The sequence below is a fragment of the Streptomyces sp. CB01580 genome (genome assembly GCF_001905795.1).
Classification (GTDB): Bacteria; Actinomycetota; Actinomycetes; order Streptomycetales; family Streptomycetaceae; genus Streptomyces.
Map to the genome: position 1 here is coordinate 1 of NZ_LIXJ01000007.1, position 15603 is coordinate 15603.

Annotated in this window: 12 protein-coding genes; 4 read left to right on the top strand and 8 right to left on the bottom strand. The window is 72.1% G+C overall.

From position 1 onward, the window contains the following. Window positions 1–380: 380 nt before the first annotated feature. The 4 genes from AMK22_RS12880 to pta all read right to left on the bottom strand — a co-directional run bounded on the left by AMK22_RS12880 (window position 381) and on the right by pta (window position 5502). On the bottom strand, window positions 381–620 hold the full coding sequence (locus tag AMK22_RS12880; RefSeq protein ID WP_073784507.1) for a hypothetical protein: 240 nt from the start codon (window positions 618–620) through the stop codon (window positions 381–383). 6 nt (window positions 621–626) lie between these two features. After that, on the bottom strand, window positions 627–2057 hold the full coding sequence (pyk, locus tag AMK22_RS12885; RefSeq protein WP_073784509.1) for a pyruvate kinase: 1431 nt from the start codon (window positions 2055–2057) through the stop codon (window positions 627–629). A 74-nt stretch (window positions 2058–2131) separates the two neighbouring features. After that, entirely contained in the window at window positions 2132–3349 is a 1218-nt protein-coding gene (locus AMK22_RS12890) for an acetate kinase (protein ID WP_073784923.1), read from the bottom strand. A gap of 38 nt (window positions 3350–3387) precedes the next feature. Continuing rightward, window positions 3388–5502: a phosphate acetyltransferase gene (pta, locus tag AMK22_RS12895; protein WP_073784511.1), complete on the bottom strand. Its 2115-nt coding sequence runs from the start codon at window positions 5500–5502 to the stop codon at window positions 3388–3390. 293 nt (window positions 5503–5795) lie between these two features. Here pta and AMK22_RS12900 point away from each other — a divergent pair, with 293 nt between their 5' ends. After that, the gene (locus tag AMK22_RS12900) at window positions 5796–6821 is read left to right on the top strand and encodes an ATP-dependent 6-phosphofructokinase (protein ID WP_073784513.1); all 1026 of its coding nucleotides are present in this window, start codon (window positions 5796–5798) and stop codon (window positions 6819–6821) included. A gap of 219 nt (window positions 6822–7040) precedes the next feature. Here AMK22_RS12900 and AMK22_RS12905 read toward each other — a convergent pair whose 3' ends face one another. The 3 genes from AMK22_RS12905 to AMK22_RS12915 all read right to left on the bottom strand — a co-directional run bounded on the left by AMK22_RS12905 (window position 7041) and on the right by AMK22_RS12915 (window position 10497). Continuing rightward, complete coding sequence (locus AMK22_RS12905) at window positions 7041–7691, bottom strand: helix-turn-helix domain-containing protein (RefSeq protein WP_073784515.1); 651 nt, start codon at window positions 7689–7691, stop codon at window positions 7041–7043. Between the two features lie 320 nt (window positions 7692–8011). After that, window positions 8012–8683 carry a response regulator gene (locus AMK22_RS12910; RefSeq protein ID WP_073784517.1) on the bottom strand — a complete coding sequence of 224 codons (672 nt, stop codon included), beginning with the start codon at window positions 8681–8683 and terminating at the stop codon, window positions 8012–8014. Continuing rightward, a complete protein-coding gene (locus AMK22_RS12915; protein ID WP_073784519.1) occupies window positions 8680–10497 on the bottom strand; it encodes a sensor histidine kinase in 1818 nt (605 codons plus the stop codon). The genes AMK22_RS12910 and AMK22_RS12915 overlap by 4 nt, the downstream gene beginning before the upstream one ends. Before the next feature lie 167 nt (window positions 10498–10664). On the opposite strand from AMK22_RS12915, the gene AMK22_RS12920 reads away from it, so the two are divergent. From AMK22_RS12920 to trxA, 3 genes are all read left to right on the top strand, one after another. Continuing rightward, on the top strand, window positions 10665–12023 hold the full coding sequence (locus AMK22_RS12920; protein WP_073784521.1) for a cation:dicarboxylate symporter family transporter: 1359 nt from the start codon (window positions 10665–10667) through the stop codon (window positions 12021–12023). Window positions 12024–12210: 187 nt separating this feature from the next. Continuing rightward, entirely contained in the window at window positions 12211–12615 is a 405-nt protein-coding gene (locus AMK22_RS12925; protein WP_073784523.1) for a MerR family transcriptional regulator, read from the top strand. A 3-nt stretch (window positions 12616–12618) separates the two neighbouring features. Beyond that, a complete protein-coding gene (gene trxA, locus AMK22_RS12930; protein ID WP_073784525.1) occupies window positions 12619–12966 on the top strand; it encodes a thioredoxin in 348 nt (115 codons plus the stop codon). Window positions 12967–13014: 48 nt separating this feature from the next. Here trxA and glgB read toward each other — a convergent pair whose 3' ends face one another. Beyond that, on the bottom strand, window positions 13015–15543 hold the full coding sequence (gene glgB / locus AMK22_RS12935) for a 1,4-alpha-glucan branching enzyme (RefSeq protein WP_073784527.1): 2529 nt from the start codon (window positions 15541–15543) through the stop codon (window positions 13015–13017). Window positions 15544–15603 lie beyond the last annotated feature (60 nt).

Sequence of the window (15603 nt, forward strand, 5' to 3'; positions counted from 1 at the left end):
CGGGGGTGATCAGCGAGCCGGTCAGCACCTGGATCACCTCGCCGAACAGCACTCCCGGCCCCGGGCCCCGACCAGGTCGTCGGGCTCCCGGTGAACCAGACCGTTCTCACGGACCCTTCGGCACGGCACCTCGCCGCGTTGTCGCATCACCCGAGTACGTCCCGTACGAGGGCGATCCTTCGCCTTGCGATGCACCGCACCGGACGCCGCGAGCTTCCCGGCAAACCTTTCCGGCCACAGCACTGGCCGTCGTCGGCACGTTCGGGACGCGCGCGCAGCACCGCGGGCCGTGCCCCCTCACGCGAGGAGGGCACGGCCCGCGGCCATGTCGTACGGGTGTGCCGACCACCGAACCTCGGGCGGCGGTTCGAGGACAGCCCTCAGGCGTCCAAGAGGCGCTCGATGTCCGCGCACGCCTCCCGCAACACGGTGATCCGGTCGTGGGGAAGCCCGCCGTGGAGGAGCAGGGCGTCACGGCGCACCGGGAGCACCGCGTCCGGCTCCTCCACGAACCGACCGGCCACGGCCTCCGCCTCCGTGGAGGCGCCCAGCCTCCAGTCCTGGTGGAAGAAGCTCATGACCCACGGGACGCCGAACACGAACTCCGTGGACCGGTCCATCGGGCGTCAGTCCCGCGCCCCGCCGCCCACGTGGTGCACGCGCACCATGTTCGTGGTGCCGGGGATGCCGGGGGGCGAGCCGGCCGTGATGATCATGGTGTCGCCCGCGTTGTAGCGGCTCAGCTTCAGCAGCTCCGCGTCGACCAGGTCGACCATCGCGTCCGTGTTGTCCACGTGCGGGACGACGTGGGCCTCGACGCCCCAGCTCAGGGCGAGCTGGTTGCGGGTGGCCTCGTCCGTGGTGAAGGCCAGGATGGGCTGGGCCGCGCGGTAGCGGGAGAGGCGGCGGGCCGTGTCACCGGACTTGGTGAACGCGACCAGCGCCTTGCCGTTCAGGAAGTCCGCGATCTCGCAGGCGGCGCGGGCCACCGAACCGCCCTGGGTGCGCGGCTTCTTGCCCGGGACCAGTGGCTGGAGGCCCTTGGAAAGCAGCTCGTTCTCGGCGGCGACGACGATCTTCGACATCGTCTTGACCGTCTCGATCGGGTACGCGCCGACGCTGGACTCGGCGGAGAGCATGACCGCGTCCGCACCGTCGAGGATCGCGTTGGCGACATCGGACGCCTCGGCGCGGGTCGGCCGCGAGTTGGTGATCATCGACTCCATCATCTGGGTCGCCACGATCACCGGCTTGGCGTTCCGACGGCAGAGCTCCACCAGGCGCTTCTGCACCATCGGGACCTTCTCCAGCGGATACTCCACGGCCAGGTCGCCGCGGGCCACCATCACACCGTCGAAGGCCATGACGACCTCCTGCATGTGCTCGACCGCCTGCGGCTTCTCCACCTTGGCGATGACGGGGACCCGGCGGCCCACCTCGTCCATCACCTTGTGGACGTCCTTGATGTCGTCGGCGTCCCGCACGAAGGAGAGCGCCACCAGGTCGCAGCCCATCCGCAGCGCGAACCGCAGGTCCTCGACGTCCTTCTCGGACAGCGCCGGGACGTTGACCGCCGCGCCGGGCAGGTTGATGCCCTTGTGGTCGGAGATGACACCGCCCTCGATGACGATCGTCCGGACCCGGGGGCCCTCGACCGCGACGACCTTCAGTTCGACGTTGCCGTCGTTGATCAGGATCGGGTCGCCCTTGGCGACGTCGCCGGGCAGGCCCTTGTACGTCGTGCCGCAGATCGACTTGTCACCGGGCACGTCCTCCGCGGTGATGGTGAAATCGTCCCCGCGGACCAGCTCGACGGGTCCCTCGGCGAACTTCCCCAGGCGGATCTTCGGGCCCTGGAGGTCGGCGAGCACACCCACGGCGCGGCCGGTCTCGGCGGCGGCCCGGCGGACCAGGTCGTAACGCCCCTGGTGCTCCTCGTGGCTGCCGTGGCTGAAGTTGAAACGGGCCACGCTCATGCCGGCCTCGATCAACGCGACGAGCTGCTCGTGCGAGTCGACGGCGGGGCCGAGCGTACAGACGATTTTGGAACGGCGCATGAGGCGGATCCTATCGGTTTGTTTAGCAACGGAATATTCCGTCTGGTGGAAGGTACAAAGGGGCGCGGGGGTGCTCAGTTGTCGTTCTGTCCGACGAGCGCGAAGGTCTGGACGGCTATCTCCAGTTCCTCGTCCGTCGGCACCACCGCGACCGCCACCCGCGCGTGGTCCGGCGAGATCAGCCGCGGCGCACCGGACCGCACGGCGTTCAGATCCGCGTCCACCGCCAGGCCGAACCCCTCCAGGCCGGCGATCGCAGCCTCCCGCACCGGTGCGGAGTTCTCCCCGACCCCCGCCGTGAACACCACCGCGTCCACCCGCCCGAGGACCGCCGAATAGGCGCCGATGTACTTCTTCAGCCGGTGCACGTAGATGTCGAAGGCCAGCGCCGCCCGCTCGTCGCCCTCGTCGACCCGGCGCCGGATCTCCCGCATGTCGTTGTCGCCGCACAGCCCGACCAGACCGCTCCGCTTGTTGAGCAGGTCGTCGATCTCGTCCGCGGACATCCCCGCCACCCGCTGGAGGTGGAAGGTGACGGCCGGATCGATGTCGCCGGAACGCGTGCCCATCACCAGCCCCTCCAGCGGGGTCAGGCCCATCGACGTCTCCACGCACCGGCCGCCCGCCACCGCCGACGCGGAGGCGCCGTTGCCCAGGTGCAGCACGATGACATTGACGTCCTCGGGGACGCGTCCCAGCAGCTCGGCGGCCTTGCGGGAGACGTACGCGTGCGAGGTGCCGTGGAAGCCGTAGCGCCGGATGCGGTGCGCGTCGGCGGTCTCCACGTCGATCGCGTACCGCGCCGCGCACTCCGGCATCGTCGTGTGGAACGCCGTGTCGAACACCGCCACCTGCGGCAGGTCCGGGCGCAGTGCCTGGGCGGTACGGATGCCGAGGAGGTTCGCCGGGTTGTGCAGCGGGGCCACCGGGACCAGGCGCTCGATCTCCTCCAGCACCTCGTCGTCGACCACCACCGGCTCGGTGAACCGCAGGCCGCCGTGCACCACCCGGTGGCCGATCGCCGCCAGCTCGGGGGAGTCCAGGCCCAGCCCGTCGGCCGCCAGCTCGTCGGCCGCCGCCTTCAGCGCGGCCTCGTGGTCGGGTATCGGGCCGGTGCGCTCGCGCCTTTCGCCGATGCCTCCCGCCAGCGGGGTGTGCACCAGCCTGGACGTCTCCTCGCCGATGCGCTCGACCAGCCCGGCCGCCAGCCGGGAGTGGTCGCTCATGTCCAGGAGCTGGTACTTGACCGACGAGGAGCCGGAGTTGAGGACGAGTACGCGATGCGGCGCCATGGTCGGGGAGCCCTCCGGGATCGTCGGGGTCGGGGTGGTCATGCGGTCCGCACCTCGCCGCCCTGAGCCTGGATCGCGGTGATGGCCACGGTGTTGACGATGTCCTGGACGAGCGCGCCGCGGGACAGGTCGTTGACGGGCTTGCGCAGACCCTGGAGCACCGGTCCGACCGCGACCGCGCCCGCCGAGCGCTGCACGGCCTTGTAGGTGTTGTTGCCGGTGTTCAGGTCCGGGAAGATCAGCACCGTCGCCCGCCCCGCCACCTCGGAACCGGGCAGCTTCGTCGCGGCGACACCCGGGTCCACCGCGGCGTCGTACTGGATGGGCCCCTCGATCAGCAGGTCCGGCCGGCTCGCCCGGACCAGGGCGGTCGCCTCGCGCACCTTGTCGACGTCGGCGCCCGAGCCGGAGGTGCCGGTCGAGTACGACAGCATCGCGATCCGCGGCTCCACGCCGAAGCGGGCGGCGGTGGCGGCCGACTGCACCGCGATGTCCGCGAGCTGCCGCGCGTCCGGGTCCGGGTTGACCGCGCAGTCGCCGTACACCAGGACCCTGTCGGCCAGGCACATGAAGAAGACGGAGGAGACGATCGAGGGGACGGGCCCGCCCGCCTGGTCGCCGGCGTCCACGGACCGGGTCTTGATGATCTCGAACGCGGGGCGGATCGTCGCCGCGGTGGAGTGCACGGAACCGGAGACCATGCCGTCCGCGAAGCCCTGCTCGACCATCAGCGTGCCGAAATAGTTGGCGTCCGCGACCACGTCGTACGCCAGCTCGGTCGTGACGCCGCGGTGCGCGCGCAGCCGCGCGTACCGTTCGGCGAACGGCTGACGCAGCTCGGAGGTCTGCGGGTCGGTGATCTGCGTGCCGGCGAGATCGATGCCCAGGTCCGCGGCCTTCTTCCGGATGACGTCGGGCTCGCCGAGGAGCGTGAGGTCGCAGATGTCGCGGCGCAGCAGGACGTCGGCGGCGCGCAGCACCCGTTCCTCGGTGCCCTCCGGCAGGACCACCCGGCGCCGGTCTGCGCGCGCCTGCTCCAGCAGCTCGTGCTCGAACATCATCGGGGTGATCCGCCCGCTGCGGGCCACCGAGATCCGCTCCAGCAGGGCGCCGGTGTCCACATGGCGCTCGAAGAGGCCCAGGGCCGTCTCCGCCTTGCGGGGCGTTGCGGCGTTCAACTTGCCTTCCATGGCGAAGAGTTCATAGGCGGTGGGGAAGGAGCCGCCCGCCACGGAGACCACCGGCGTGCCCGGCGCGAGGCGCTCGGCCAGGGTCAGGATCTCCGGGCCGGGATGTTCGTCCAGGGTGAGCAGCACACCGGCGATGGGCGGGGTCCCGGCGCTGTGCGCGGCCAGCGAGCCGACCACCAGGTCCGCCCGGTCCCCGGGCGTGACCACCAGGCAGCCCGGCGTCAGCGCCTTCAGCAGGTTCGGCAGCATCGCGCCGCCGAAGACGAAGTCCAGCGCGTCCCTGGCCAGCCCGGAGCCGTCGCCGAGCAGCACCGTGCCGCCGAGCGCCGCGGTGATCTGGGCGACGGTCGGCGCGGAGAGCGCCGCGTCGTCGGGCAGCACCGAACAGGGAACGGGCAGCTGTGACGCCAGCCGCTCCGCGAGGGCGTCGCGGTCCCCGGCCGCCACCCGGTTCACGATCACCGAGACGACGTCGCAGCCGAGCCCCGCGTACGCCCGGTACGCGTTGCGTGCCTCCGCGCGCACGGACTGCGCGTTCTGGCCCCTGCCGCCGACCACCGCTATCACCGAGGCGCCGAACTCGTTGGCGAGGCGGGCGTTGAGCGCGAGCTCGTCGGGGAGCTGGGTGTCGGCGAAGTCGGTGCCGAGGACCAGGACCACCTCGTACGCCTGGGCCACCTGGTGGAAGCGCTCGACGAGCCGGGAGACCAGTTCGTCGGTACCCTGCTCGGCCTGGAGCGCGGACGCCTCCTCGTAGTCCATCCCGTAGACCGACGCGGGTTCCTGGAGCAGCCGGTAGCGGGCCCGCAGCAGCTCGAACAGCCGGTCGGGACCGTCGTGGACAAGCGGCCGGAACACCCCGACCCGGTCCACCTGACGCGTCAGGAGCTCCATGACTCCCAGATCGACGACCTGTCGGCCGTCGCCCCGGTCGATCCCGGTCACGTACACGCTGCGCGCCACGCGTGCTCTCCCGTCCATATTTGCGGTTTGGGACGTATCGCCATGTTGACGATACGCCGGGCGTGCGAGACGTCGCCCGCCGGGCGTGCTCCCCGCGTCCGCGGCGCACGCGCCCCCACCGGCGCGCCGGTGATTCATCCCCGCATTCGACGGGCCACCCGGGCGGGCGTCACCGGAACGGGCGAGACCATGAGGTCCAGACCACGTGGGACAATCGTCATGTTTCACGGTTCGGGGGATCTTGTCCTCGCCCCCGGAACGCACGGCACCAGCGAGGCAGGAGACACAGGACGATGCGCATCGGAGTTCTCACGGCAGGCGGCGACTGTCCGGGTCTGAACGCAGTGATCCGGTCGGTCGTGCACCGCGCCGTGGTGGGGCACGGAGACGAGGTCATCGGCTTCGAGGACGGGTTCAAGGGGCTCCTCGACGGCCACTACCGACCTCTCGACCTCAACGCCGTCAGCGGCATCCTCGCGCGTGGCGGCACCATACTCGGATCGGCCCGCCTGGAGCGCGCGCGGCTGCGCGAGGCCGCGGAGAACTGCGCGGAGCTGAGTCGCCGTTACGGCATGGACGCCCTCATCCCGATCGGAGGCGAAGGTACCCTCACCGCCGCGCGGATGCTGGCGGACGCCGGGATGCCGGTCGTCGGCGTCCCCAAGACCATCGACAACGACATCTCCGCCACCGACCGCACCTTCGGCTTCGACACGGCGGTGGGTGTCGCGACCGACGCCATAGACCGTCTGAAGACCACCGCCGAGTCGCACCAGCGGGTCATGGTCGTCGAGGTGATGGGGCGGCACGCCGGCTGGATCGCGCTGGAGTCCGGGATGGCGGGCGGCGCGCACGGCATCTGCCTGCCCGAGCGCCGCTTCGAGGTCGATGATCTGGTCAAGATGGTCGAGGCGCGGTTCGCGCGCGGCAAGAAGTTCGCGGTCATCTGCGTCGCCGAGGGCGCGCACCCGGCCGAGGGCTCCATGCCGTACGCCAAGGGCGAGATCGACCAGTACGGTCACGAACGCTTCCAGGGCATCGGCAACCGGCTGGCCATCGAGCTGGAGACCCGGCTCGGCAAGGAGGCCCGGCCGGTCATCCTCGGCCATGTGCAGCGCGGCGGTACGCCGACCGCGTACGACCGGGTGCTCGCCACCCGCTTCGGCTGGCACGCGGTGGAGGCCGCGCACCGGGGCGACTTCGGCCGGATGACGGCGCTGCGCGGCAACGGCATCGTGATGGTTCCGCTGGCGGACGCCATCACCCAGCTCAAGACGGTCCCCAAGAACCGGATGGACGAGGCCGAGTCGGTCTTCTGATCCTTCCGCCTGCTGCCTGCCCCGGCCCGGCCCGGCCCGGCCCGGCCTCCGCCGACGAGCGGTCGCGGGCCTGGGCGGGGCGAGGTCGCGGGCTTCCCGACGGCCCTGACCATCCCCCGTGGAAGGTCGGGGCCGCCGGCCTTCTCTCCTCCCCCGCTGATCGGGACGTGGCGGCGGCGTACGGACGTGGCGGCGGCGTACGGACGTGACGCGGGTGGTTCAGACGCCTTTGTCCCGCATGCCCGCAGTCCGCCAGAACCGTTCCACGATCCCCGCCAGGAACGCCCGCTCCGCGTCGTCCGTCGCCCCGGAGGGCTCCCGGGGCGGCTCCCCGACCGCGCCGGTCCGGCCCGGCGCCGATGGCGTCGGCGCCCGGTAGTCGGCGTGGAGCTGGTCCAGCACGTCCTGGAGGAGCCCCCGCTCCAGCCGTACCAGCTTCGCCACCGCCCGGACGGGCGCCTGCCGTCGCGTCGTGACCGCGGCGCGCAGCAGCTCCGCCAGCTCCTCGTCCCGCCCGGACACCGTCACCAGTCCGGCGGCCGTCAGCCCCAGCGCCTCGGCGAGCGCCGCCGACTGGCGCTCGTTGCCCCGCCAGCGCCCCGACTCCTCCATCCGCAGATACGCGGCGGGGGCCAGCCCCACCTGACCGGCCAGTTCCTCCACGGTCAGCCGCCGGGCCGTCCGGTGTTCCCGCAGGGTGCGCGCCGCGGTCAGCAACTCGCCCGGTGAGCACCACAACACCCCGGCCAGTGCGGTGAGTTCGTGCCCGGTGGGGACGGCGTGCCCGCGCTCCCAGGCGAGCACCGTCGCGGTGCTGATCCGGAGCCCGTACTGGGCCGCGAGGCCGTACGCGACGTGGCCGGGCAGCATCCCCAGGGCCTCACGGAGGCGGCGTGCGGCGCAGGCGTCGAAAGGAGGTCGGGAGCCGAAGGACGAGGGAGAGCCGGAGGAGTGGGAGGGGCGCACGGCTTCACCGTAGGAGCGTCCCCGCCGTCCGACCACGGTGTGTTCCGCCGATATCACGGCTCGTAGGAAGGTCCTATGCCGGTACGGGGCCGTGCCCGCGCGAGCCGTGCCCGTAGGAGTTCGGCGTCCTGTGCTCGTGCGGGGCCCGTTCCCCTGACGCGGGTTCGGAGTCCCGTGCTCGCTCGTACGCCGGCCGGTCGGGGCCGGGCCGCCGTCGCCACAGGTCAGTGGTCCCGGGTCACCCACCGGTAGTGCAGTTCCGGGCGTCCGACCTGACCGTACTGCGGCTTGCGCACCGCGCGCCCCGTCGTCACCAGGTGTTCCAGGTACCGGCGCGCGGTGATCCGCGAGATGCCCAGCTCGGTCCCGGTCGCTGCCGCCGTCACGCCGTCCGAGGCCCGCAGGACGCGGGTGACGGCCTCCAGTGTCGGGGCGCTGAGCCCCTTCGGCAGCCGGTTCGGCTGTGGGGCGCGCAGCACTCCGAGCGCCCGGTCCACCTCGTCCTGACCGCTCGCCTCACCGGCCGCCGCGCGGAACTCGGCGTAGCGGACGAGCCGGTCGCGCAGCGTGGCGAAGGTGAACGGCTTCAGCACGTACTGGACGACACCGAGCGACACCCCTTCCCGGACCACCGACAGATCACGTGCCGAGGTCACCGCGATGACGTCGGCCGAGTGCCCGGCCGCGCGCAGCGAACGCAGCAGGTGCAGGCCGTGCCCGTCGGGCAGGTACAGGTCGAGGAGGAGCAGATCGACCGGTGTGCGGTCCAGTGCCCGTACCGCCTCCGCGCGCGAGTGCGCGACCGCGGCCACCTCGAACCCGGGGACGCGGCCCACGTACAGCCGATGGGCGTCGGCGGCGACGGGGTCGTCCTCGACGACCAGTACCCGGATCACGGGACGACCCCCCCGGCGGTGTGTTCCGTGCGGTCGCCGGTCGTCAGCGGCAAGCGGACCGTGAACCGGGCGCCGCCCCCGGGACCGTGGTCCAGTTCCACCGTCCCGCCGTTGCGGCCCACCGCCTGCCGTACGAGGGCCAGCCCGATGCCCCGGCCCGTGCCGTGCGTGGACCAGCCACGGTCGAACACCTCGGCGGCGTCGGCCGGATCGATCCCCGCGCCGGTGTCGGCGACCTTCAGCAGCAACTCGTCCTCCCCTGCGAGAGCGGTCACGGTGACCGTGGCCCGGCCGCACTGCCCGGCCCGCCCGGGGACCGTACCGCCCGCGGGCCGTCCCGGGTCCCCGTCACGGGGGCCGGGCACGACCGGGGCGACGACCGAGCGGGGCGCGCCGGGCACGACGGGGGCGGCCGTCGACTGGCGCGCGTCGGGGGCGGCCGGGGATGCGGTCGGACGGGGCGCGTCCTGCGGGTCGTGGTCGGCCGCCGCCTCCGACGCCGCGTCCACCGCGTTGTCGATCAGGTTGCCGAGGATCGTCACCAGGTCCCGGTCCGGCAGCGTCGCGGGCAGGGCGCCGTCGTCGATCAGACTGTCCTCCGCGAGCACCAGCTCCACACCCCGCTCGTTGGCCTGTGCCGCCTTGCCCAACAGCAGCGCCGCCAGCACCGGTTCGCCGACCGCGGCGACGACCCGGTCGGTGAGGGTCTGGGCCAGCTCCAGTTCGGCGGTGGCGAAACCGACCGCCTCGTCGGTCCGCCCCAGTTCGATCAGCGAGACCACGGTGTGCAGCCGGTTCGCCGCCTCGTGGGCCTGCGAGCGCAGCGCCTGGGTGAACCCCCGCTCGGAGTCCAACTCCCCTGACAGTGCCTGGAGTTCGGTGTGATCACGCAGGGTCACGACCGTGCCGCGCTGCTCCCCGCCCACCACCGGGCGGGTGTTGACCACGATCACCCGGTCCGTTGTCAGATGCAGCTCGTCGACCCGCTCCTCGGAGGCGAGCAGCGCCCCGGTCAGTGGCGCCGGAAGCCTCAGATCGGCGACCCGGCGCCCGAGGGCGTCCGGTCCCAGCCCCAGCAGCTCCCGGCCCGCGTCGTTGATCAGCGCGATCCTGCGCCGCCCGTCGAGCATCAGCAGCCCCTCGCGCACCGCGCGGAGCGTGGCCTGGTGGTAGTCGTGCAGCCGGCTCAGCTCGGCCGCGTTCATGCCGTGCGTGTGCCGACGGAGCCGGGCGTTGATCACGTACGTGCCGAGACCGCCGAGCACCAGCGCCCCGCCCGCGGCCAGCCCCAGCGCCCTCAGCTGCGCCTGTACCTGCGAGGAGACCCGGTCGACCGTGATGCCCGCGCTGACCAGGCCGGTGATTCTGCCGCCGTCCCGGATCGGGGTGACGACCCGGATCGAGGGACCGAGGGTGCCGGTGTACGTCTCGGTGAACGTCTCGCCGCGCAGCGCCCGCGAGGTGTGGCCGAGGAACTCCTTCCCGATCCGGTCGGTGTCCGGGTGCGTCCAGCGGATCCGCTCCGGGGACATGATGGTGACGAACGCGATCCCGGTGTCCCTGCGGACCTTCTCCGCGTACGGCTGGAGCGCGGCGGACGGGTCCGGGGCGCGGATCGCCTCCCGCACGGACGGGGAGCCGGCGATCGCCAGCGCCGCTGTCCTCACCTGCCGGGTCGCGGTCTCCTCCGCCTGTTTCCGGCCGGAGGCGTACGCGAAGAACGCGCACCCCGCCACCACCGCCGCGACCAGCACCACCTGCATGGCGAACAGTTGCCCGGCCAGACTTCGCGGACGGGTACGGGGCAGACGCATGCCCCCAGTCTGCCTGGCCGGAAACATATGAACGAAATGCACGTAACAGTGACCGCCCTCACACGGAGCGAGATATTCACCAAGGGTTTTTCCGGCCCCGATCTGCCGGACAGCCCTTGCGCCCCCAGGGACGGGGGAGTGACCCGGACGAGCCGAGGAGAACCCCCGTGGGAGTGGCAGCCGCCAAGCGGGACCGTACGCACTATCTGTATCTGGCCGTGATCGCCGCCGTGGCCCTCGGCATTCTGGTGGGCTTCGTGGCCCCGGACTTCGCCGTCGAGCTCAAGCCGATCGGCACCGGCTTCGTGAACCTCATCAAGATGATGATCTCGCCCATCATCTTCTGCACGATCGTGCTGGGCGTCGGATCGGTGCGCAAGGCCGCCAAGGTCGGCGCGGTCGGCGGACTCGCCCTCGGCTACTTCCTGGTGATGTCGACGGTGGCGCTCGCCATCGGTCTGCTCGTCGGCAACCTGCTGGAGCCCGGCCAGGGCCTCCACCTCACCGAGGCGGCACGCGCCGCCGGTGAGAAGCAGGCGGCGGGCGCGAGCGAGTCGACCGCGGACTTCCTGCTCGGCATCATCCCCACCACGATCGTGTCCGCGTTCACCGAGGGCCAGGTGCTCCAGACCCTGCTGGTCGCCCTGCTCGCGGGCTTCGCGCTCCAGGCCATGGGAACGGCGGGCGAGCCGGTGCTGCGCGGCATCGGCCACATCCAGCGCCTGGTCTTCCGCATCCTCGCCATGATCATGTGGGCGGCCCCGGTCGGCGCGTTCGGCGCGATGGCGGCCGTGGTCGGAGAGACCGGCGTCGACGCGCTGAAGTCCCTCGCCGTCATCATGATCGGCTTCTACGTCACCTGCGCGCTCTTCGTCTTCGTGGTGCTCGGCACGATCCTGCGGCTGGTCGCCGGGGTCAATCTGATCGCGCTGCTGAAGTACCTGGGCCGTGAGTTCCTGCTGATCCTCTCCACCTCCTCCTCCGAATCCGCGCTGCCGCGGCTCATCGCGAAGATGGAGCACCTGGGCGTCAGCAAGCCGGTCGTCGGCATCACCGTGCCGACGGGGTACTCCTTCAACCTCGACGGCACCGCGATCTACCTCACGATGTCCTCGCTCTTCATCGCCAACGCGCTGGGCGACCCGCTGAGCTTCGGTGAGCAGGTCTCCCTGCTGCTCTTCATGATCGTCGCCTCGAAGGGCGCGGCCGGGGTCACCGGCGCGGGCCTGGCCACCCTCGCGGGCGGCCTCCAGTCGCACCGGCCCGAACTGGTCGACGGTGTCGGGCTCATCGTCGGCATCGACCGCTTCATGAGCGAGGCCCGCGCCCTGACGAACTTCGCCGGGAACGCGGTGGCCACCGTCCTCGTCGGCACCTGGACCAAGGAGATCGACAAGGAGCGGGTGGACCAGGTCCTCTCCGGCGCGCTCCCGTGGAACGAGCGGATGCTGAGCCAGGAGGACGAGGGCGCGGAGATCCCGGAGCCGCGCGCCGGTGACCAGGAACCCGCCATGACCAAGGCGTAGGCGCCGGACCACCGGCTCCGACACGCACACCGGACACACGCCGGCACACCGGCCGCACACCGGGTGGTGCGCCGAGCGGTCACCGTACAGGCCGCCGCGGGATCACCCGCGGCGGCCCTTCGCATCTGCCCCGGCGTCCGCGTCTCCTCTTGCCTTGACGTCCGCGTCAACGTCTACGGTCGAAGACATGCGCATAGGGGAGCTGGCCGAGCGGGCCGGGACGACCACACGGACCCTGCGGTACTACGAGTCACGGGGGCTGCTGCCCGCGCGCCGCGCCGAGAACGGGTACCGCGCGTACGACGAGGACGACCTGCGCCTCGTCGAGCAGATCCGAACCCTCCAGGACTTCGGGTTCGAGCTGGAGGAGACCCGCCCGTTCGTCGAGTGTCTGCGCGCCGGTCATCCGGCCGGTGACGCCTGCCCCGCCTCGCTCGCCGTCTACCGGCGCAAGCTCGGCGAGCTCGACGCGCTCATCGAACAGCTCCGGGCGGTGCGCGACCAGGTGGGCGCGCAGCTCGCGCGGGCCGAGCTGGAGGCCGAGGCGGAACTCCCCGGCGGACCGGAACCACGTTGTGAACTGGGAGGATGACAGATGATCCATGCTGAGGGCGTGACCGAGGTCACCGACGCCACCTTCGACACGGAGGTCCTGGCGGCCGACCTCCCCGTACTGGTCGAGTTCACCGCCGACTGGTGCGGCCCCTGTCGCCGGCTGGCCCCGGTGCTCGCCGCCGTCGCCGCCGAGCGGGCCGGGCGCCTCAAGGTCGTGCAGATCGACATCGACCACAACCCGGGCGTCGGCACCCGCTACGCGGTCCTGTCGGCACCGACGCTGCTCGTGTTCCGCTCCGGCGAGCCGGTGAAGTCGATGGTGGGCGCCCGGCCCAAGCGCAAGCTGCTCCAGGAACTGGACGACGTGCTCGCGTACGAGACGGCGTGAGCGACGGGCGCGCGACCGTGTGCCGGGTCGCGCGCCCCGCCTCCGTCCTCACGCCGGCCGGAACCAGACCGTGGCCAGCGGCGGCAGCGTCAGCAGCAGGCTGCCGGGCCGGCCGTGCGCGGCCACCGGCTCGGCCTTCAGCGGACCGGAGCGACACACGCCGCCGCCGCCGTACCGCGCCGCGTCCGTGTTGAGCACCTCCGCCCAGGCCACCCGGCCGCCGAGCACGTCCGGGACGCCGATGCGGTAGTCGTGCCGCACCACCGGGGAGAAGTTGCTGACGGCGAGCAGCGGCGCACCGTGCCTGTCGTGGCGCAGGAAGGCGAAGACGTTGTCCTCGGCCGCTCCGCCGTCCACCCAGGAGAAGCCCTCCGGCACGGTGTCGCACTGCCAGAGCGCGGGCGTGGCGCGGTACACCGCGTTCAGATCGGCGACCAGGTCGCGCACGCCGCGGTGGTCGCCCGCCGACGCGTACGTCGGGTCGAGCAGCCACCACTCCGGGCCGTGCTCCTGCGACCATTCCGCACCCTGCGCGAACTCCTGCCCCATGAAGAGGAGTTGCTTGCCCGGATGGGCCCACATGAAGCCGAGGTAGGCGCGGTGGTTGGCGCGCCGTTGCCACCAGTCGCCGGGCATCTTGCTCACCAGCGCCTGCTTGCCGTGCACCACCTCGTCGTGCGAGATCGGCAGCACGTAGTTCTCGCTGTACGCGTACACCATCGAGAAGGTCATCTCGTCGTGGTGGTACTTGCGGTGCACCGGCTCCTTCGTCATGTACTGGAGGGAGTCGTGCATCCAGCCCATGTTCCACTTCAGCCCGAAGCCCAGCCCGCCGTAACCGCCGTGCCCGACGTGGTGGGTGGCCCGGGTGACGCCGTCCCAGGCGGTGGACTCCTCGGCGATGGTGACGACGCCGGGGTTGCGGCGGTAGACGGTGGCGTTCATCTCCTGGAGGAAGGCGACGGCGTCCGGATTCTCCCTGCCCCCGTGCTCGTTGGGGGACCACTGTCCGTCCTCGCGCGAGTAGTCGAGGTAGAGCATCGAGGCGACCGCGTCGACGCGCAGCCCGTCGACGTGGAACTCCTCGCACCAGTAAGTGGCGTTCGCGACCAGGAAGTTGCGCACCTCCTTGCGCCCGTAGTCGAACTCCAGCGTCCCCCAGTCCGGATGCGCGGCCCGCGCCGGGTCGGAGTGCTCGTACAGCGGGCGGCCGTCGAACTCGGCGAGTGCCCAGTCGTCGCGCGGGAAGTGCGCGGGCACCCAGTCCACGATCACCCCGATCCCGGCCCGGTGCAGCGCGTCGACGAGGTGACGGAAGTCGTCCGGCGTGCCCAGGCGGGACGTCGGCGCGTAGAAACCCGTGACCTGATAGCCCCAGGACCCGCCGAAGGGATGCTCGGCGACCGGCATCAGCTCCACGTGCGTGAAGCCCAGATCGCACACATACCCGGGGAGCTGCTCGGCAAGTTGCCGATACGTCAGACCCGGCCGCCAGGACGGCAGATGTACCTCGTAGACGGAGAGCGGCGCCTCGTGCAGCGGCACGTCGCCGCGGTGCGCCATCCACTCCTGGTCCCGCCACTCGTGGTGCGCGGCCGTCACGACCGACGCGGTGGCGGGCGGCACCTCGGTGCGGCGCGCCATCGGGTCGGCGCGCGTGGTGTGCGAACCGTCGGGGCGGCAGATGTCGAACTTGTACAGGGTGCCCTCGCCGATCCCGGGCAGGAACAGCTCCCACACCCCGCTGGCGCCCAGCGAGCGCATCGGGAACCCGGTGCCGTCCCAGAAGTTGAAGTCCCCGACCACCCGCACCCCGCGCGCGTCGGGCGCCCAGACGGTGAACCGGGTCCCGGCCACGCCCTGGTGCTCCATGGGGTGTGCGCCGAGCGCGGTCCACAGTTCCTCGTGCCGCCCCTCGCCGATCAGATGCAGATCGAGTTCACCGAGCGCGGGCAGGAAGCGGTACGGGTCGTGCACCTCGGTCTCGGTGTCCTCGTAGGCCACCTGCAATCGGTACTCGGGCAGCGACGGCATCGGCAGCAGCCCGGAGAAGAGTCCGTCCCCGTCGTCGTGGAGCCGCACCCGCAGCCCCTTGGCGAGTACGGTCACGGACTGCGCGAACGGGCGCAGCGCCCGGAAGACCACCCCGCCGCGCACCGGATGGGCGCCGAGCAGGGCGTGCGGGTCGTGGTGCTCCCCGGCGAGCAGCCGGGCCCGGTCGCCGTCGTCGAGGGGGCTCGCCTCGCGGACCCCCTGGCCGCCGGAGCCCTCCACGCGCGCACGCGCGGGTGCGGCCCGCCCGACGGCCCGTCCCGCCCCGTCCCGCTGGGCGGCGGCGGGCCTCCTCGGCCGGGCCGGGGCGGCGGCCGAGGAGGATGTGACGGGCGCGACGGATGAGACGGGGGCGGTCGTGGCCGGCGCCGCGGTCAGGGGGGCCGTGGTCATCGGTTCCGCCGCGGCGGACGGTGCGTCGGCGACCGGAGCGGCGATCGGTGCGGTGGCGGCGGCGGTGGCGGCCGGGAGGGTGGCGGGCGCTTCGTCGACGGGCGTGCTGCGGGACGGCTTATGGGCGGTCACGGGGACGGCCTCCTTCGCGGGGTGGTGGGGGAGAGCGAACAGGGAGGACAGGTGTCGGCC